At 28.6% G+C, this 20,565-nt stretch carries 19 protein-coding genes and 1 pseudogene; 17 read left to right on the forward strand and 3 right to left on the reverse strand.

What is annotated here, in order from left to right; genetic code table 11:
* Window positions 1-49: 49 nt before the first annotated feature.
* The gene (locus tag CP523_RS14780) at window positions 50-802 is read left to right on the forward strand and encodes a DegV family protein (protein ID WP_252655309.1); all 753 of its coding nucleotides are present in this window, start codon (window positions 50-52) and stop codon (window positions 800-802) included.
* Between the two features lie 166 nt (window positions 803-968).
* On the opposite strand, the gene CP523_RS14785 is transcribed toward CP523_RS14780, so the two are convergent.
* Entirely contained in the window at window positions 969-2,288 is a 1,320-nt protein-coding gene (locus CP523_RS14785; protein ID WP_066676134.1) for a M20/M25/M40 family metallo-hydrolase, read from the reverse strand.
* Window positions 2,289-2,486: 198 nt separating this feature from the next.
* On the opposite strand from CP523_RS14785, the gene hydA reads away from it, so the two are divergent.
* The 15 genes from hydA to CP523_RS14855 all read left to right on the forward strand — a co-directional run bounded on the left by hydA (window position 2,487) and on the right by CP523_RS14855 (window position 16,905).
* Window positions 2,487-3,872 carry a dihydropyrimidinase gene (hydA, locus tag CP523_RS14790; protein ID WP_066676129.1) on the forward strand — a complete coding sequence of 462 codons (1,386 nt, stop codon included), beginning with the start codon at window positions 2,487-2,489 and terminating at the stop codon, window positions 3,870-3,872.
* A gap of 10 nt (window positions 3,873-3,882) precedes the next feature.
* Complete coding sequence (locus CP523_RS14795; RefSeq protein ID WP_066676127.1) at window positions 3,883-4,341, forward strand: DUF1097 domain-containing protein; 459 nt, start codon at window positions 3,883-3,885, stop codon at window positions 4,339-4,341.
* A gap of 28 nt (window positions 4,342-4,369) precedes the next feature.
* Window positions 4,370-5,509, forward strand: coding sequence for an acyl-CoA dehydrogenase family protein (locus CP523_RS14800; protein ID WP_066676125.1), 1,140 nt, complete (start codon window positions 4,370-4,372; stop codon window positions 5,507-5,509).
* 52 nt (window positions 5,510-5,561) lie between these two features.
* A complete protein-coding gene (locus tag CP523_RS14805) occupies window positions 5,562-6,752 on the forward strand; it encodes a CaiB/BaiF CoA transferase family protein (protein ID WP_066676123.1) in 1,191 nt (396 codons plus the stop codon).
* A gap of 54 nt (window positions 6,753-6,806) precedes the next feature.
* The gene (locus CP523_RS14810) at window positions 6,807-7,256 is read left to right on the forward strand and encodes a beta-alanyl-CoA:ammonia lyase (RefSeq protein WP_066676121.1); all 450 of its coding nucleotides are present in this window, start codon (window positions 6,807-6,809) and stop codon (window positions 7,254-7,256) included.
* 42 nt (window positions 7,257-7,298) lie between these two features.
* Complete coding sequence (locus CP523_RS14815; RefSeq protein ID WP_066676119.1) at window positions 7,299-7,691, forward strand: hotdog fold domain-containing protein; 393 nt, start codon at window positions 7,299-7,301, stop codon at window positions 7,689-7,691.
* Between the two features lie 144 nt (window positions 7,692-7,835).
* The gene (locus CP523_RS16090; protein WP_162926004.1) at window positions 7,836-8,009 is read left to right on the forward strand and encodes a hypothetical protein; all 174 of its coding nucleotides are present in this window, start codon (window positions 7,836-7,838) and stop codon (window positions 8,007-8,009) included.
* A gap of 272 nt (window positions 8,010-8,281) precedes the next feature.
* The gene (locus CP523_RS14820; RefSeq protein WP_066676117.1) at window positions 8,282-9,535 is read left to right on the forward strand and encodes an FAD-dependent oxidoreductase; all 1,254 of its coding nucleotides are present in this window, start codon (window positions 8,282-8,284) and stop codon (window positions 9,533-9,535) included.
* Window positions 9,535-10,770, forward strand: a complete 1,236-nt coding sequence (preA, locus tag CP523_RS14825) for an NAD-dependent dihydropyrimidine dehydrogenase subunit PreA (protein ID WP_066676112.1) — start codon at window positions 9,535-9,537, stop codon at window positions 10,768-10,770. The genes CP523_RS14820 and preA overlap by 1 nt, the downstream gene beginning before the upstream one ends.
* 124 nt (window positions 10,771-10,894) lie before the next feature.
* The gene (locus CP523_RS14830; RefSeq protein WP_066676111.1) at window positions 10,895-11,356 is read left to right on the forward strand and encodes a DUF1097 domain-containing protein; all 462 of its coding nucleotides are present in this window, start codon (window positions 10,895-10,897) and stop codon (window positions 11,354-11,356) included.
* 184 nt (window positions 11,357-11,540) lie between these two features.
* A complete protein-coding gene (locus CP523_RS14835; protein ID WP_066676110.1) occupies window positions 11,541-12,272 on the forward strand; it encodes a WecB/TagA/CpsF family glycosyltransferase in 732 nt (243 codons plus the stop codon).
* A complete protein-coding gene (gene murJ, locus CP523_RS14840) occupies window positions 12,269-13,804 on the forward strand; it encodes a murein biosynthesis integral membrane protein MurJ (RefSeq protein WP_066676154.1) in 1,536 nt (511 codons plus the stop codon). Before CP523_RS14835 ends, murJ begins: the two co-directional genes overlap by 4 nt.
* 8 nt (window positions 13,805-13,812) lie before the next feature.
* Window positions 13,813-15,090 carry a glycosyltransferase gene (locus CP523_RS14845; protein WP_066676105.1) on the forward strand — a complete coding sequence of 426 codons (1,278 nt, stop codon included), beginning with the start codon at window positions 13,813-13,815 and terminating at the stop codon, window positions 15,088-15,090.
* Between the two features lie 6 nt (window positions 15,091-15,096).
* Window positions 15,097-16,245: a glycosyltransferase gene (locus tag CP523_RS14850; protein WP_066676103.1), complete on the forward strand. Its 1,149-nt coding sequence runs from the start codon at window positions 15,097-15,099 to the stop codon at window positions 16,243-16,245.
* Between the two features lie 12 nt (window positions 16,246-16,257).
* A complete protein-coding gene (locus tag CP523_RS14855) occupies window positions 16,258-16,905 on the forward strand; it encodes a cyclodeaminase/cyclohydrolase family protein (protein ID WP_066676102.1) in 648 nt (215 codons plus the stop codon).
* 42 nt (window positions 16,906-16,947) lie between these two features.
* Here the strand turns inward: CP523_RS14855 and pdaA are convergent, their stop codons facing one another.
* Window positions 16,948-17,736 (reverse strand): delta-lactam-biosynthetic de-N-acetylase, encoded by a 789-nt coding sequence (gene pdaA / locus CP523_RS14860; protein ID WP_066676101.1) that lies wholly within the window; start codon window positions 17,734-17,736, stop codon window positions 16,948-16,950.
* Window positions 17,737-17,921: 185 nt separating this feature from the next.
* Here pdaA and ychF point away from each other — a divergent pair, with 185 nt between their 5' ends.
* On the forward strand, window positions 17,922-19,019 hold the full coding sequence (gene ychF / locus CP523_RS14865) for a redox-regulated ATPase YchF (RefSeq protein ID WP_066676100.1): 1,098 nt from the start codon (window positions 17,922-17,924) through the stop codon (window positions 19,017-19,019).
* 156 nt (window positions 19,020-19,175) lie between these two features.
* Here ychF and CP523_RS14870 read toward each other — a convergent pair.
* Window positions 19,176-20,516: pseudogene (locus tag CP523_RS14870) on the reverse strand (IS1182 family transposase); the annotation flags it as partial.
* Between the last annotated feature and the right edge of the window lie 49 nt (window positions 20,517-20,565).

Raw genomic sequence — 20,565 nt, forward strand, 5'->3', positions numbered from 1 at the left:
TTTTATATTTATGTTAATATAATATAAATTTATATAAGTGCTTAAGAAAATGAGTATAAAAGTTCTAACTGATAGTACATCTTATATACCGAAGGAATTTTTGGATAAATATGATATTACTATTATTTCTTTAAATATTGCTTTAGGAGGTAAAAATGTTAAAGAAATTAATTTAGAAAATAAAGATTTTTATAAAATGATGTATGAGTATAATGAATTTCCAAAGTCATCGCAACCAATTTTTGGAGAAGTAGAAGAAGTGTTTAATAGAATTTTATCTGAAGGTAATGATATTATTGGAATATTTATATCATCAGATATGAGTGGTACATATTTTAGTGCTAATGTAATAAAAGAAATGATGAATGAAAAATATCTTGAAAGAAAAATTCATATTATAGACTCGCGCTCTAATTGTATGCAAATGGGATTTGCAGTGATAGAAGCTGCTAAAAGTGCTAAAGCTGGTAAAAATTTTGAAGAAGTAATAGATTCATGTAAAGATATTATGTCTAAAAGCGGATTTCTATTTATTCCAGATACATTAGATTACTTAAAAATGGTAGGTAGAATAGGAAGTGCATTAGTAGGAAATATACTTAAAATAAATTCATTACTTACTGTAAATAATGGAAAAACCGATGTTGTTGAAAAGGTAAGAACTAAAAGAAGAGAAATAGATAAAATTTTAAACTTATTTTTAGAAGATACAAATGAAAAAGGTATAGGAGATGTAATAGTTCATCATATTAATTGTGAAGAAGAAGGAAATGAAATTGCAAATAGGATAAAAAAGATTTAAATATAGATGTTAAAATAATTCCAATAGGGCCTGTTATAGGAGCGCATGTTGAACCAGGAGCAGTAGGTCTTGCTTATTTTACAGAAAGATAATAAAATACCTAATGCATTTGAAAGAGATGTATTAGGTATTTTATGTTTTAAGGAAGTTTAATAATTGTATTTTGTTACCATACTAAAGGGTGGTAAGCTGATTTATGGCATTCAACAACATTTAGAAAAATTGATACATTACCAATAACTGCTTTATCAATAAAGTCTGTACGAACCTTATCGTAAGGAGTATGAGCATATTGTTCTTGCATTGGAGAATATCCTATAGTAGGCTTTCTGTCTATACCAGCGGTTTTACTTGCATCTGTTCCAAAGTCCCAATATCCATATTTAACAGGTTGGTTAACATCAGTTAACCCTTTAGCAGCAGCAATAACAAAAGGATGGTCTTCAGCTATTTTCCAAGGCATCATATCTTTAGGAACTGTGTATTCAACACCTGTATAGGATTTATGAATTCCGTTTTTTACTTCTACTACAGCTTTGAATTCAGAATCTTTTTTTTGTATTTCATCAATTATATCTCTAACTTGTTTTAAAGCTAATTTAGCATCTTCCCCAGGAATAGTTCTCCTATCTATAGATAGCATACACTTATCAGGAACAATTGATAAAGCTCCTGGAGAACATTCAATTATATTCAAGGAAATAGATGATTGACCTAGTTTTTCATCAGAAGGTAAACTAGGGTAAAGTTCATCTTTAAGTTTATTAATTAAAGGAATAGACTTATATATGGAGTTAATTCCAAGCCATGGAGCACTACCATGTGAGGTTCTACCTAGAACTGTAGCTAACATTTCAGTTCTACCTCTATGTCCACAATATAATTTTAAGGAAGTTGCTTCACAAGATATCATTGCATCGTAAGTAATACCTTTTTCAGCAAATGTTTTATCGATTAAATGAGTCATTCCAACAGTTTCAGCTGGTTCTTCCTCTACTACGCCAGTAAACATATAACTTCCTTTAAATCTAAAACCATTTTTTTTTAGTCTAACTAAAATTCCTCCTGAATAAACTTGAGCCGCTAAGCCAGCCTTAACATCAGAAGCAGCACGACCATGTATACATTCAACTAAATCTTTAGCTGTTTTATCTTGGTTATCTATTTCACAGATATCTAATTTCCCACCATAAGGATCATATCCTTCCCAATTATTAATATCTCCAGGGCTAACATGGTCCATATGACCATTATACATTATAGTAGGTCCTGCTTCAGTTCCTTTTACAATGCCAACAACATTTCCCATAGAATCTCTAAAGACTTCATCGTAGCCTAATTCTTTCATTTTTTCTAACAATAAATCAGCTACACCTTTTTCGTCACAACTTATACTAGGTGTTTGTATTAATTTTTGAGTAAAAGTTATAACATCATTATGAAATTCTTTGCCTAGTTGGGTAATCTGTTCTACATAATTCACCATATTAAATTATCTCCTTTTTGCTTTTATTTCGTGAAAACATTTTACTTTATAATATATTATTTAATTTTTATAAATATTATAAACAATTTAAAAAAATTAAAAAAATAAAACAGGAATAAAAAAATGAAAAAAATCTATAAATGATATTAGCAGCCAGTTGGTAATTAGGGGTTAAAAATATAAAATAGGGGGAATATTATGAGTTTATTTGATTCTGTAATTAAGAATGGAACTATTGTTAATGCTTCAGATGTTTATAGGGGAGATATAGGAATAAAGGATGGGAAGATATTAGCTATTAGTAAGGAATTAGAATATAATGCCCAAAATATTATTGATGCTACTGGTAAATATGTTTTTCCTGGAGGTATAGATCCACATACACATATGGAAATGCCTTTTGGAGGAACTTTTTCAAGTGATGACTTTATAACGGGAACTAAAGCTGCTGCATGTGGAGGAACAACAACAATTATAGATTTTGCAGTACAGCCTACAGGGAAAACATTAAATGAAACTGCAAAGATATGGAGAGATAAAGCAGATAATAGAACCTGTATAGATTATGGAATTCATATAGTTATAACAGATATGAATGGTAATATAATGAATGAAATTCCAGATGTAATAAATAAGGGATATTCTAGCTTTAAGGTTTTTATGACATATGAAGGTATGAGAATAGATGATGAAATATTAATGAAAACACTTTTAAAAGTTTCAGAAAATGGTGGTTTAACATGTGTTCATGCAGAAAATTATTATGTTATAAAGTATCTTACAGAAAAGCTATTATCAGAAGGAAAAACTGAACCATTATATCATGCTTTATCACGTCCTGATTTATGTGAAGCTGAGGCTGTTTCTAGATCTATAAAGATGGCAGAACTTTGTAAAACACCTTTGTATATAGTTCATAATAGTTGTAAAAAATCAGTTATTGAAATAAAGAGGGCTAGAGAAGAAGGATATCATGTAATTGGTGAAACATGTCCTCAATATTTATTGCTATCTACAGATAATTATAAAGAACCTAATTTCAATGGAGCTAAATATGTTATGTCTCCGCCTTTAAGAGATAAAGAAAACTGGAAATATATGTGGGAAGCTTTAAAGAAGGATAATTTACAAGTTATTGCTACTGATCATTGTCCATTTTTTATGAATCAAAAGAAGCTTGGAATAAATAATTTTACTAAAATACCAAATGGAGCACCAGGAGTGGAGTTAAGAATGGCTCTTATTTACACTTATGGAGTTTTAGAAAATAATATGAGTTTATCAAGATTTGTAGAAGTAACATCTACAAATGCAGCAAAGATATTTGGATTGTATCCACAAAAAGGCAGTATAGTTGTAGGAAGTGATGCAGATTTAGTAGTTTTTGATCCCAATAAAGAAACTGTAGTTACTAAGTCAATGTTAAATGAAAATGTAGACTATACACCATATGAAGGATTTAAGTTAAAGGGATACCCAGAATTAACCTTATTAAGAGGTGAAATTATAGCTAAAGATGGAAAGTATTTAGGAAAAGAAGGAAGTGGTAGATTTATAAAAAGAGGGGCTCCACTATTAGTATAGGAGGCAAGCTATGAGTGAAATATTTACTTTATCATTGATGACAGCAATTCTTTGTTTTGGGTGGGCATTAGGTTGTGATTTCACAGGACTTATAGGATTTGCTGGATTTGCTGGGTGTACAACTTTCTTTGCAGCTGGGGGAAGAAAAGAAGGTTTTAAAACAGCTATATTTACAAATGTTAGTGGTATATTTTGGGCAGTTATAATTATAAAGCTTTCAGTTTTGTTAAATATTTCTCATGCTGGAGCTATAATGACGGGGATAGTAACATTTGCAATGTGTTATCAATCTAGAATAAAATACTTTACTTTTATTCCGGGGACTTTCATGGGGTGTTTTACAACATGTGCAGCTAATGGAAATTGGCAAAGTGTTTTACCATCTATGGTGTTTGGAGCAGTATTAGGAGTTTTATGTGAATCTACAGGTAAACGGTTATATGAAAAATTAAGTAAAAAAGAATGCTAGAATTTAATAATCATATTAGGAGGATGCAATGGATTTTAATTTATCTAAAGAACAAGAACTAGTAAGGCAATTAACAAGAGATTTTACAGAAAAAGAAATAAAGCCAGTAGTAATTAATTATGATGAAAAAGGTGAATTTCCAATTAATATATATAAAAAAATGGGGGAAATAGGATTAATAGGAATACCTTATCCAAGAGAATATTCTGGAGCAGGAGGAGACTATTTATCATACGTTATTGCAATTGAAGAGGTTTCTAAAATTTGTGCTTCCTTAGGAATAGCACAGTCTGTTACAACTTCATTGTGTTCAGGAGCAATATATAATAATGGAACAGAGAAGCAAAAGAAAAAGTATTTACCAGATTTACTTAAAGGAAGAAAAGTTGGTTGTTTTGGTTTAACAGAGAGTAATGCTGGTTCAGATGCTAGCGGTCTTCAAACTGTAGCAATTAAAAATGGAGATAATTATATATTAAATGGAACTAAAACATTTATAACAAATGCTCCACTTGCAGATATATTTGTTATTGTAGCAATAACTGATAAAGCAAAAGGACCTAAAGGAATATCAACTTTTATAGTGGAAAAGGATTTTAAGGGTATATCAATAGGTAATATTGAGAATAAATGTGGTATAAGATCAGCTCAAGTAAGTGAAATATTACTGGATAATTGTATAGTACCTGCTGAAAATATGTTGGGTAGAGAAGGACAAGGGTTAAAGATAGCATTAGCAAGTTTAGATGGAGGAAGAATTGGAGTAGCAGCACAGGGATTAGGAATAGCAGAAGGGGCTTTTGAAATTGCAAAAAACTATATGAAGGAAAGAAAACAATTTGGTAAGCCTTTGTTTAAGAATCAATATCTTGCATTTAAGATGGCAGAGTTAGAAATAGAAATAGAGCAGTCTAAATATATTCTTTATAAGGCAGCAATGGATAAGCAGGAAGGAAAGCCATACGGACTTTCAGCAGCTAAAGCTAAGGTTTGTTGTACAAATACAGCAATGAAGGTAACAACTGAGGCAGTTCAGATGCTTGGGGGATATGGTTATATGAAAGATTATCATGTTGAGAGAATGTTTAGGGATGCTAAAATAACTCAAATATATGAGGGAACTAATGAAATTCAAAAGTTAATTATTAGTGGAACATTATTTAAATAAGAGAGAATCTATAAAGTAAATAATTAAATTATAAGATGGGAGAGATAGTGAAATGTCAAAGGCATTGAAAGGGATTAAAGTATTAGATTTAACCCATGCGTATAATGGACCTTTCTGCACAACTTTATTAGCAGATAATGGTGCGGATGTAATTAAAATAGAACCACCTCAAGGGGATCAATGTAGAACCTGGGGACCTATCGATGAGAAAAGTGGTGAGAGTGGATTTTATGCATTTTTAAATAGAAATAAAAAGGGAATAACATTAAATTTGAAAACAAAAGAAGGAAAAGAGATATTTTATAAGATGGTTAGGGAAGCAGATGTAGTTGTAGAAAATTTTAGGGGAGGAGTTTCTAAAAAATTAGGAGTTGATTATGAAACTTTAAAAAAAATTAATCCTAATATAGTTTATGCATCAGGATCAGGATTTGGTCAATACGGACCATTAGCTAACAGACCTTGTTATGATATTGTAGCACAGTCTATGGCTGGAATGGTTAATTTAACAGGGTTTCCTGATTCACCACCAACTAAAGTTGGTCCATCAATAGCTGATAATGTAACAGGAATTTATCTTTGTGTAGGAGTACTATTAGCTTTGTATAATAGAGAGAAAACAGGTATGGGACAATCAGTTGATGTAGCTATGTTAGATACAATATTTACATTACTTGAGAATTCTATTGTGACAAATACTATGACAAACGTAATACCGCAAAGACAAGGTAATATTGATCCGTCAATAGCTCCTTTTGATATATATATGGCAAGAGATGGATATATTGCAATAGGCGTAGGAAATGATAAATTATGGAGCAAATTCTGTAAAGTTATGAATAGAATAGATCTTTTGGAGGATGAAAAATATGCCACAAATGATTTAAGATGTAAAAATTATCTTCCAGATTTACAAAATATAATTAGAGATTGGGCAAAAGATAGAAATAAAAAAGATATAGAAAATATATGTGCAGAAGCAGGAATTCCATGTGGCCCTGTTTTAGATATGAAGGAGGCTATAGAGCATCCGCAAATTCAAGCGAGAGAAATGATGGTTCATATGGAACACCCTCTTATTGGAGACATGTACTTTCAAGGTGTTCCAATAAAATTATCAAGAACACCAGGAGGTGTAGATACACCAGCACCTACTTTAGGGCAGCATAATAGTGAAGTTTATAAGAATTTTGGAATTGATGAAAATAAGTTAGAAAAATTAAGAAAACAAGGAGTAATTTAAAAAGAGATTTTATAATTACTATAAAATAAATAGAAATTTAAGGAGTGTTAGTTTATGAGAAAAGAAGCAGTATTAAGCTATAAGATGACTACTGCAGATGCAAATAATCCAGGAGGAATAGTTCCAATAGGAAGACAGTTTGATATGTGGGGAGATGCTGAAACAGAACTTATGATATTAAATGATGGAGATGAATCATTATGTTTAGGGTATTCAAATGTTAAATTTTATGAAGATATATATTGTGGAGATCAAATAGATTTTAAGGCTACTTTAGTTAAAGTAGGAAATACATCACGTAAATGTAAGCTTCAAACTTTTAAAGTTGCAACTTCAGCTAAAAATGCAGGTGTTATAAATGCTAAGTCTACTGATATTATTTATTATGATACTCCAAAATTGGTTGGTGAGGCAGATGTTGTATTAGTAGTTAAGAAGGAAGTTCAAAGGGGAATTCAACCAGATGGTATTGTTAAAAATCCTTGGAGAGAAATTCAATATTAATAAGTTAAATGCTTAAATAAGAGTGGTTTAGGAGGAAATAAAATGAGTTTTGTAAAACTAGAAAAAAATTATGAAACAAAAATTCGTTATAGAATGTCATCAAGAGATGTTTATTATGGTGGAGGAATAGTAAATGGAGCTCGTTCAATCACGTTGCTTGGAGATGTGGCTGAAAAACTTATGTGCAAGATTTATGGGAATTTTGGTAGATGTATAGAGTTAGAAAATGTTAGATTACATGCGCCAGTATTTGCAGGAGATTATATAGAATTTATAGGTAGAGTGGTAGAAATTGATGAAAAGATTGCTAAAATAGAATGTAGATCTTATAAAATTGCAGCTATACCAGAAAAGCCTAAATTTAAAAGTTCAATAGAAATATATGAAGAACCTACATTATCATCATCATTTGTAGGATATTTTGAATCAAGGTAAAAGCAAAATATAACCAGCAGTAAAGATCCAAATAAAAAATAAAGATTTTATTTGGATCTTTTTAGTGATATGGAAAATTAATTTCTAATAATATATAATTTTATTTAATATAAAATGATTATTATAGAAGGAGTTAGCTTTAATATGAAAAAATTATCTAATTGGTTATTTTACTCTGGAATTGTTATGGGGATTTTAGGATATTATAGAATTAATAAAATGGAAGCTTTGTTACTACCAGGAGTTTGCCATGTAGAGGATAATAGATGGATTTTAATAATTGGAATTATATTGCTTATATTTTCTATTTTAATATAGTATATTTATGAAAAGTTAATGAAAATGGAAATAAAAATTAACACAAAATATATTAAAATTTTAAAAACATTATTAATTTATATAAAAAAGAAATCTATTTAATAATATTTTTTTATTATTAATAAATAAAAGTCTAAATTTGTATAAATAAATCGTAGATTTATAGGGTAAAATATAGACAAATTTAAAAAATGATGATATAATTTGCCAGTAAACGTAATCAAAACTAGTATTGGTATAAAAGAATGGGAATTTTTTAGGGGGAGTAAAAAATGAGTGAGAAAATGTTAACACCATATTTTGCTATTGAGGAATCAGCAAGATGTTTATTATGTCATGATGCTCCATGCTCAAAAGCTTGTCCAGTTGGAACAGATCCAGCAAAATTTATTAGATCATTAAGATTTAGAAATTTAAAAGGTGCAGTAGAAACTATAAGAGAGAATAATGTTTTAGGGGGTATATGTGCAAGAGTATGCCCAACAGCTAAATATTGTGAAGGTGCTTGTAGTAGATCAGGAATTGATAGACCAATAGAAATTGCAAAGATTCAAAGGTATTTAACAGATTATGAAAAGGTGTTAGGTCTTCAAATATTAGAAAAAGTTAATCTAAACAAAGAAAAAGTTGCAATTATTGGTTCAGGACCAAGTGGGTTAGGTGCTGCAACTAAGCTAGTAAGTTTAGGATATAATGTTACTGTTTTTGAAGAAAAAGATAAGCTTGGAGGCTGGTTAACTTATGGTATTCCAGAAGAAAGATTACCTAAAGAGGTTATAGAAAATGAAATTTCTTATATAAGAAATTTAGGGGTAGAGTTTAAAACAAATTGTAAAATAGGTAGGGATAAAACTATTGAACAATTAAAAAAAGAAGGATTTAAAGCTATATTAGTATCAGTAGGAATGCAAAAAAATAGAAAAGTAGATATTATTGGTGCTAATTTAGAAGGTGTAATAAATGGTACAGATTTATTAAGCGAAGTTAAAGTTCTAAATAAAAATAGATTAGGAAACAAAGTTATTGTTATTGGTGGTGGTGATGTTGCTATTGATTGTGCAACAACTGCTAATATTTTAGGATGCGATGTTAAATTAGTATATAGAAGAACTATAGACAAGATGCCAGCAGATAGAGCTAGCGTAGAATATCTTCAAAGTTTAAATATTCCTATATTTACAGGATTTAAACCCAAGGAAATAATTGGAAAAGGAAACAAGGTTGAAAGATTTAAAGCTGTTGGTATGTTTGACGATTCAGTAATAGAGCTTCCAGCAGATAATGTTATTTTTGCAATAGGTCAAGAGCCTACAAATGTAGATAGCATAGCGAATTTAAATATTAGTGATAGTGGTGTTATAGTTACACAAGACTATAAAACAAATATAGAAGGCATTTTTGCTTCAGGAGATATAACAGAAGGAGATAAAACTGTTGTATTTGCACTTAAAGAAGGAAAAGAAGCTGCTAAGGCTATAGATAATTATTTAAGAAAAGCAGATAGTAGGAAGGAAGGTGCCAAATAATGAAAAAAAAGGATTTATCAATAGAATTTTGTGGAGTAAAATGTGAAAATCCATTTTTTCTATCATCATCACCAGTAGGAAATTGCTATGAAATGTGTGCAAAAGCATTTGAAACAGGTTGGGGAGGAGTAGTATTTAAAACAATAGGATTCTTTAAACCAAATGAAGTTTCACCTCGTTTTACAAATTTAAGAAAAGAATCTACATCCTTTATTGGATTTAAAAATATGGAGCAAATAGCGGAACATTCTTTAGAGGAAAATTTAGATGCTTTAAGGAAACTTAAAGAAAATTATCCAACTAAAGTTGTGGTTGCATCAATAATGGGCCAAAATGAAAAAGAATGGGAAGAACTTGCAAAACTTGTGACAGAAGCAGGATCAGATATAATAGAATGTAATTTTTCATGTCCACAAATGACTAGCCATGATATGGGATCAGATGTAGGACAAAATCCGGAATTGGTTAAATCTTATTGTAAAGCAGTAAGAAGGGGAACTAATCTCCCTATATTAGCCAAGATGACTCCTAATATAGGAGACATGACAGTTCCTGCTATAGCCTCAATTGAAGGTGGAGCAGATGGACTTGCTACTATAAATACAATAAAGAGCATAACTCAAATTGATTTTGATAAAATGACAGCTCTTCCAATTATAAATGGTAAGTCATCGGTATCAGGATACTCAGGAAAAGCAGTAAAACCTATAGCTTTAAGATTCATATATGAATTAAGAAAGAATGAAAAATTGAAAAACATTCCTATAAGCGGTATAGGTGGTATTGAAACTTGGGAAGATGCTCTTGAATTTATATTATTAGGATCAAGTAACCTTCAAGTAACTACAGCAGTTATGCAATATGGATATAGAATAGTAGAAGATATGATAAGTGGATTATCACATTTTATGGATGAAAAGGGTTTTGACAAACTTGAAGATATGGTTGGATTAGCAGTTAAAAATGTAATTCCAGCAGAAGATTTAGATAGAGGATATATAATATACCCTAAGTTTAATGAAGAAACATGTGTAGGGTGTGGAAGATGTTATATATCATGTTATGATGGTGGACATCAAGCTATTAAATGGAATAATGAAAATAGGAAGCCTATGTTAAATAAAGATAAATGTGTAGGATGTCATTTATGTGCAAATGTATGCCCAACTGAAAGTATTTCAAAGGGGGAAATAGAATTTAAAAATGGAGAAAAAGAGAAAAAAATAATTTTCTAATTTCATTGTATAGCATATAAATTACCATTAATAAGGGTGCTCTTAAGGGTGCTCTTATTGTTTTCGTAAAATTTATTTACAAAATGGCTTTTTAAATATTTACTTAATATTCAGGAGGATAAGAATGGATTTATTAACAATGATATCTATAAGTGTAGGTATATTATCAGGAGTGTGGGGATTTGTAAGTGCATCTTTAGGACTTATTACATGGGTTGGGTTTATAGGATGTACTAGTTATTATGCATCAGGAGGAGAATTTGTTGGATTTAAAAAATCTATTTATGCAAATATAACAGGTGTATTTTGGGGAATGTGTATTATAATATGCTCTTCACAATTTGAGGCTTCTTATTGGTCATATATATTTACAGGAGTTTTTTCATTTGTTATGTGTATTCAAGCAAAATACAAAAAATTAGACTTCATACCAGGTGCATTCTGTGGAGCTTGTTGTATCTTTGGTACAGGAGGAGAGTGGCAGGCAGTAATTATTGCTTTATTATGCGGTGCAGTTCTAGGATATTTATCAGATAAGGGAGGCCAATATTTATATAAGCTATCAGAACATTTAAAGAGTAAATAGGATACTTAAAATATATAATATATTTATTTAAAATTAATTAAATACATAATAAGAAACCTGTCTAAATTTAAGACAGGTTATTTTTACATAATATAAGATTTGTTTCAGTTATTATTAAAAATATGGTATTATAATTATTATATAAAGTTTAAATTGAATTTATTTGATATTTAAGGGAGTATATATGAAACAAAAAGATTTTGTTGATATTTTAGGATATAGAATTTATAAGAAAACTTTAAAGGAGTGTTTAAGATATATAGAAACTTTTCCAAAGGTTCATATAGTTTCTGGGAATCCAGAGGTTTTATATACAGGATTAAATAATGAAGCTTTGCTTAATAATTTTAAATCTAACAACTCTTTAATTATACCAGATGGTGTTGGCACTCAATTAGCTGCTAAAATTCTAAAGAAAGATATTGCAGAAAAAATAGCAGGCATAGAGCTTATGAAAGCAATAATTAAAAATTGTGAAAAAAATAAAAGAGGAATATATTTACTTGGAGCATCAGAGGAGAGTTTAAATGCCTGTGTTGCAAATTTAGTAACTAACTATCCAGCTTTAAATATTGTTGGATATAGAAATGGTTTTTTTGATATGAATAATGCTAAAGAAGTATTAGAAGAAATTAATAAAAATAAGCCATATGCCATATTTGTTGCAATGGGATGTCCAAGACAAGAGGAATTTATAACTAAATATATGAATTATTTAGATGTAAAGGTATTTATGGGAGTAGGTGGTAGCTTTGATGTTATTGGTGAGAAGGTTAAAAGAGCGCCAAAATGGATGATAAAAATAGGTTTAGAATGGTTTTATCGTGTAGCTAAAGAACCTTGGAGAATAAAAAGACTTGGAAGTATTCCTAAATTTTTATGGTTAGTTATAAAAGAGAAAAAGGTGAAAAAATGAATAAGAATAAGGTATTTAAAGCAACATTTATTGTAATGATAATGACTATAATAAGCAGATTTTTAGGGTTTGGACGTGATATTTTAGCGGCATATCATTTTGGAGCAGGTGAAACTTATGATATATATAGTGCAGCTGTTGCAATACCAGATTCTGTTTTCATGATAATAGGTCTTGCTATATCAACTACTTTTATTCCTATGTTAAGTGAAGTTAAGCATAAAAAAAGTAAAGAAGAAATGTTTAAACTTTCTAATAATATCATTACAATTTTAGGAATACTATCTTTAATAGTATTTCTTTTAGGGATGGTATTTACAGAAAATATTGTTAATGTTTTTGTGCCAGGATTTAATTCGGAACAAATACAATTAACTATTTCTTTAACAAGAATAAGTTTAATTAATTTATTGTTTTTATGTGTAAATGTTTGTTTTTTATCAATTCTTCAAGTTTGTGAAGATTTTATAATGCCGTCAATACTTGGAGTATTTTTTAATTTGCCTATTATCTTATATCTTTTATTATTTAATAATGTAAGTATTTTAGGATTGACTATAGCTAATGTACTTGGAAATATATTAAGAGTTTTAGTTCAGATCCCATCTTTATATAAACAAGGGTACAGAATATCATTATTTATAGATTTAAATGATGAACGAATAAAGAGAATGATTATACTTATTATACCTGTAATTATTGGAGCCGGAGCAAATTCTTTAAATATGATAGTAGATAAAAATTTAGCGTCTGGATTAGTGTCAGGAAGTATTTCAGCTTTAGAGTATTCACAAAAAATAATAGTTTTTGCAAACACAGCAATTACAACTTCTATAGTGTCAGTCATTTATCCTGTTATGGCAAATAGATTAAATGCAGGAGATAAAAAAGGGTTTTTAGATTATTTATCTAAGTCAATAGTTATTATAAGTTTATTTTTATTACCAATAATGATGGCGTTTTTATTGTTAAGAGGAGATATTATTAATGTGTTCTATTCTAGAGGAGCTTTTAATAAAGAAGCAGTTTTATTAACATCAGCAGCTTTATTAGGATATTCTATTCAACTTCCTTTCTTTGGAATTAGAGATATGTTAAATTCATCATTATTTTCAATGCAAAAAACAAAGGTAACTACTATAAATGGAGTAATTGGTGTATGTGTAAATATATTATTAAGTATAATTCTATCTAAGTATATAGGGGTTTTAGGAATAGCTATTGCTACATCAATTTCAGCAGCAGTTACTTCTATATTACTATTTAACTCAACAAAAAAGATAATAGGTGAATTTAATATTAGTTCAATGATGTTAAAATTATTTAAGATATTAATCTCTTCACTTATAATGGTTTTTGTATTATATATAATGAATATATATGTAAATATAAATAATTCATTATTTATTATAATTATGGATTTTTTTGTGGGGGTTTTAATATTCTTAGGTATGTGTATTATACTTAAAATAGATGAACTTAATGAGGTGCTTTATATGATAAAAAATAGATTGATAAAAGGAAGGGAATAGGAGGAAAAATGAAAATATTATTTATTGCGTGTTACTCACCACTTATAAACAATTCAGCATCAATAGAAACACTTCAATATTTAAATAATTTGGTGAAAATTAAAGAGAATGAAGTACATTTATTAACTGTAAATTTTCCTTCAAATTCAATATATTATGATGAATATATTTTTAATATGTTAGATAAGAGAGTTAAACTTCACATAATATCAGGTGGTAAAATATTTGAAAAAATTATGCCTAAAAAAATCATAGCAGATAAAAAAAACATTAATAAATCAAACTCTTCTAAGCTAAAAGGTATTTTAAAAAATATAAAGAAGATTTTTGCTGTTCCAGATATGTATTTATATTGGGCGTTAAAAGCATCTAAATATGGAAATGCTCTTATGGATAAAGAAAATTTTGATGTTATTTTTTCTATGCATGAGCCACCATCAAGTCATATTTGTGCTTACAATATTAAAAAGAAAAATAGGAATGTTCCTTGGATAACATATTGGAGTGATCCTTGGCTTAATGATTCTACTAGAGAAGATTCTGGTGTTATAAGAAAAAGTATAGAATCAAACTTAGAAAAAAAAGTTATATCATTATCAGATAAATTTATATTTGTAACAGAAGATAATAGAGATGATTATATAAAAAGTTACAATATAGAAAAAGAAAAGACTTTTGTAATTACAAGAGGTTATGATGAAAAGACGTATAAAGAAATAGAAAAAGAAGAAAAGCCTAAATTAATCAATGACAATAAAATAAATTTAGTTTACACTGGAGAAATTTTTACAAAACTTAGAGATATACGACCATTTATAAAGGCCTTGAACTTAATAAAAGAACATAACAATAATTTTTATGAAAAATTAAATGTATTGTTTTTTGGGAATATAGATAATGATGATATAAAAGAAGAATTAAAAAATATATCTATAGCTAAGGTTTCAGACAGAATACCATATAAGGAAGCATTGAAATATATGGTTAATGGAGATATATTACTTTTGTTTGGTAATAAAAATTCTAAGCAAATACCAGCTAAAATATATGATTATTTTGGGTGCTACGGATATATTCTTGTTATATTAGGAGATGAAAAGGATCCTATAATTAATGTTGTAAATAATAAAGAAAAATGTAGAGTGGTTTTAAACCATGAAAACGAAATAGAAAAATTTTTAATGGAATTATCATTAAAAGTTGAAAAAGGAGAAAAAACATTTCCCGTTGAGGAATATGAATGGAAACAAATTTCGAAAAGATTAAATGAAATTTTAAAGGAGTAGTGATTTATGCATGTAATGTTTGTACCTTCTTGGTATCATAATATTAGGAATAAGGTTCATGGTAGTTTCTTTAAAGAGCAAGCTTTAGCCTTACAAGAAGAAGGCATAAAAATTTCAATAGCATATAATGAAATATGGCCATTAACTTTACTTGGAAAGGTTAATGAGAAAAAAGGCTTAAATATAAATGTAGAAGAAGGTCTAAAAACTTTTAGATATAAAAATTATAATTTTATACCTAAAAACCCATTAATGTTTAAGGTTTTTAATAAAAGAATGGAAAAGCTTTATAAAGAAATTGTTAAGAGAGAAGGTAAAGTAGATATAATACATGCCCAATCATCACTTTGGGGTGGAATAAGTGCAGCTTATGTAGCTAAAAAATATAATATACCTTTAATTATAACAGAACATTCTTCTATAAAGAAGGGGATATATATTAAAGAAAGCTATAAACCTAGTATTAAAGAATCTTATAAACAAGCAGATAAATTAATTGTTGTAGGAAATGGATTAAAAAAGGAAATTTCACAATTTAGTGGTAGAAATGACATAGTAGTTATTCATAATTTAATTCCTTTTGATTTATTTAAAATAAGTAAAAATAATATAAATGAAAAGTTTAAATTCTTTTCTTTAGCCTTTTTGGAAGGTGAAAAGGGAATGGATACATTGATAAAATCATTTAGAAATGGTTTTAAGGGAGAAAACTGTATATTACAAATTGGAGGAGAAGGAAGTCAAAAAGAAAGTCTTATAAATTTAGCTAAAAATATTGGTATTGATAGTCAAGTTGAGTTTTTAGGAGCCTTAACAAGAGAAGAAGTTTCTAATAAAATGTCTGAATGCAATGCTTTTGTTTTAGCATCAAGATATGAAACTTTTGGCGTTGTTTATATTGAAGCTTTAGCCTCAGGAAAGCCTATAATAGGTACATTTAATGGTGGAGCAGAAGATATTATTAATAATGACAATGGATTACTTGTTCAAGTTGATAATATAGAAGAGTTAGAAAATGCAATGAAATATATTAAAGAAAATCTTTCTAAATACGACTCACAAGAAATAAGAAAAAGTTGTGAAAATAGATTTAGTAAAAAAGTAATAGTAAAGGAAATAATAAAAGTATATGAAGAAATTTTAAAAACTTTATAAAGGGGTGTAGTAATGTTATTTAAAGAATATAGCATAAATCAATTTATTGAAGAATTATCATCAGATGATCCATCACCAGGTGGTGGAAGTACGGCAGCTTTAGTTTCAGCATTAGCATCAAGTTTAAATTCAATGGTTTATTCGTTGACAGTTGACAAAAAGTCTTTTGATAAATTAGATAATGATAAAAAAGAGAAGATGCTTTTTTTTCAAAAACAAGCTTATAAGTTTACTGAAATTTCACAAGAGTTTATGGAAAAAGATAGACAAGAGTTTGTAGAGTTAATGGCTGCTTTTAAGCTATCTAAAGAAACAGAAGAAGAAAAAATAACTAGAAATAAAAAAATAAAAGAACATACAATAAAGGCTATGAATATTCCTTTAAATCTAGCAAGAGAATCATTAAGGTTTTATGATAATATTGAATTTGCTATAAAGTTTGGAAACAAAAATTTAATATCAGATGCAGGTGTAGCAGCTATACTTTTAAATTCAGCAATAGAAAGTGCTATAATGAATGTGAAAATAAATTTGAACTCATTAAGAAACGAAGAGTTTTTTTATGTAATAGATAAAGAGTGTAATGAGATTATAAAAGAATCTTTAAATAAAAAAGTTAAATTAACTTTAGAAGTAGAAAATGTTATATATGCAAATTAAAAATAGACTATTAAAAATAGACTACCCATAGGTAGTCTATTTTTAATGTTCAGGTAATTCAGTAAGAGGTTTAAATTCGTAACCTTCTGATTTTAATTGTTCAATAACTGTTTTTAACACCTTTACATTTGTATCTGACACAGCGTGTAATAACATAATAGATCCATTATGAGCGCCAGATGTTATTTTCTTTATGGCAGCATCTTCAGATGGTTGATTATCAACAAGCCAATCTTTATAAGCAAAACTCCAAAAGATGGTTTTATATCCTAAATCTTTAGTTTTCTTTAAAGAATTTTTTGAGTATTTTCCCATTGGTGGCCTAAAAAATTTTGGCATGTCTTTTCCAGTTAATTCTTTAAATTCATCTTCTACATCAGTAAATTCTTTTTTGAATTTCTCTGCATCTGTTATTTTAGCCATAGAAGGGTGATGAGAAGTATGATTACATACTAAATGTCCTTCTTCTTCCATTCTTTTTACTATGTCAGGACAATCTTTTATATAAGGTTTCACTACAAAGAAAGCAGCTGGAACTTTTTCTTCCTTTAAAATATCTAATATTTTTGGAGTGTTTCCATTTTCATATCCTTCATCAAAAGTAAGATATAATACCTTTTTATTAGTATCACCTACATAATATGCATCTAGGTCTTCAAAAAAATCTGCAGATTCTTTTGGACATTCAGGAGTTTTACCATCATTCCTATTAACAAAGTACCAATTTAATTCTGCATCATCAGAAATTAATGCGTTAGCTACAGTAAAGCTTGGCATAAAAATTAATAATGCTACTAAAAATAAAGGTATAATTATTTTTAGTTTTTTCATTATATCACCGCCTATTATTTATTATTCATAATTATTATTAACAAAAATAGATACATTAAACTTAGTAATTTAAAGTAGCATTTGTATAAATTGGAGTTGTCTTATGTCATTCTATGTTGAAATAATTAATATTGTGGAGTATAATTTTAAAGATATGATTTATGGAAAGAAAGGAATGTACATAGATGAATTTAGGAATTGTTGGATTACCTAATGTAGGTAAAAGTACTTTATTTAATGCTATAACTAAAGCAGGAGCAGAATCAGCAAATTATCCATTCTGTACAATAGAGCCAAATGTAGGAGTTGTTAGTGTTCCAGATAAGAGATTGGATGTTTTAGAAAAAATATATAATACAAAGAGAAAAATCTATACATCAGTAGAGTTTTATGATATTGCAGGATTAGTTAAAGGTGCATCAAAAGGTGAAGGGTTAGGAAATAAATTTTTATCTCATATAAGAGAAGTTTCAGCTATAGTTCACGCAGTAAGATGTTTTGAAGATGAAAATGTTGTTCATGTAGAGGGTTCAGTTGATCCTATTAGAGATATTGAAACTATAAACTTAGAACTTATATTTGCAGATTTAGAAGTTTTAGAAAGAAGAATGGAAAGATCAATGAAGCAAGTAAGATCAGGTGATAAGAAAGCTAAGCAAGAATATGAGTTAATGGAGAGAGTTAAAGCTCATTTAGAAAAAAATCTTCCGATTAGAACAATGGAGTTTAATGAAGACGAAGAAGAATTAGTAAAAGGGTTATTTATGATAACTTCAAAGCCAGTATTATATTCATGTAATATTTCAGAAGATGATATGATGAGTGGAAATGTTAATAATGAATATGTTCAAAAAGTTAGAGAATATGCAGAAGCTGAAAATTCAGAAGTAGTTGTTGTTTGTGCAAAGCTTGAAGAAGAGTTATCAGGACTTGAAGATGAAGAAAAGGCTGAGATGTTAGCTGAATATGGTCTTACAGAATCAGGATTAGATAAACTTATAAGAGCAAGTTATAAGTTATTAGGACTTATGAGTTACTTAACAGCAGGTGTTCAAGAGGTAAGAGCTTGGACAATAAAACAAGGTACAAAGGCTCCACAAGCAGCAGGAAAAATACATTCAGATATTGAAAGAGGATTCATAAGAGCAGAGGTTGTTGCGTATGATGATTTAATTGAGTGTGGTTCAGAGGCAGCAGCAAAGGAAAAGGGTCTTTACAGATTAGAGGGAAAAGACTACATAATGAAAGATGGAGATGTTGTTAACTTTAGATTTAATGTTTAAAATTAAAAGAAATTTAGAGAATTGGTTTTTAACCAATTCTCAGTTTGTTGAAAAACCTCTGTTAAAAAACAGAGGGTTTTTCTATTATTAATTATGAATAAAACTTATATTTAAAATATCATCCAAAATAATACGAATAAAATCTAAAAGTAGCAAAGATAGTCTTGTTGCTATCTTTTTCATATTCTGCACTGCTGCAGTTAGTAGGCATTGCTCGGATACTTTTTCGCGTCCGCGGAAGCGAGCATAGCGAAGCCCATGCAAATTTTTTGAATCTGCGAAGCTTCGCTCAACTGTTTCTTTTCTTCTATTGTAAATTCCCTTTCCTTTTTCAGTTTTAAGAAAGTTCTTATTATCATCTTTATGATTTTCCCAAACATGTCGTCTAATTGTTTTATATTTAGCTTTTTCTCCAAGACACTTATCTTTATGAGGGCAATACATACAAATTTCTTCAAAACATCTATATTCTCTATAGCCTTCGCGAGTCGTAGTTTTATATATTAACGCAACATTATTGGGGCAAATATAGATATCTTTATCATAGTCATAAATATATTTATTCTTAGTATACATTCCTTTTTTATGAGGAGAACGTCTATATGCAACTACTGGTGTTATATCTCTATCTACAATCCCCTTGAAAATAGGATTACTTGAATATCCTGCATCTAAACCAAGATATTTTGGCTTTATACTAAATACTTCTTTAATTCTATCTATTCTATTTAGTATTGGCTCGCTATCGCTGACATTACCAGGGGTAACATGTACATCCATAATAATATTATTTTTACTATCTACAGTTCTATGATCTAAATAAAAGAATCCTTCTGGTTTATTATCTCTCATCATATATCCACTATCAGGATCTGTAGTACTTTTCTTAATTTGCTTTGTTTCTTCTTTTTCTTTTCTTGGTTTTAAAGGTTTTTTATTATGATTTTCTCTATCTAAATTCACATCAATATCTAGTTGTTCTATATACTCTTTAGGTGTTACTTGTACTTCAATTTTTTCAAACTTACGCTTATTAGCATTAGCTTTTATATGTGTTGAATCAGAGTAAAGAATCTTACCACCAACTAATCCTTTTTCCATAGCTTGAAGAACTATATTATCAAATATTTTTTGTGGAATATCAGTACCTTTAAATCTTCTAATTCTATTTTGACTTATTGTAGATGAATCTGGAATTTTTTCAGTAATTGAATAACCTAAAAACCATCTATATGCTAAGTTTACTTCTATGTCTTTAACTAGTTGCCTTTCGGAGCGGATGCCATAAAGATATCCTATAAATAACATTTTAAATAGTACTACTGGATCAACAGCTGGTCGACCATTTGTATGGCAATACAAATCATTAGTTAACTCTCTAATAAATGAAAAATCTATGTATTTATCAATTTTTCTTAATAAATGGTCTTTCGGAACTAATTGTTCTAGCATAACCACTTCCATTTCATTTTGCGTTTGTCTTCTTTCGTTTATCATCACCAAAACCTCTATGTAATAAATTAATATATTTTAAATTATATTACAT

This window comes from Clostridium septicum (assembly GCF_003606265.1).
Classification (GTDB): Bacteria; Bacillota; Clostridia; order Clostridiales; family Clostridiaceae; genus Clostridium; species Clostridium septicum.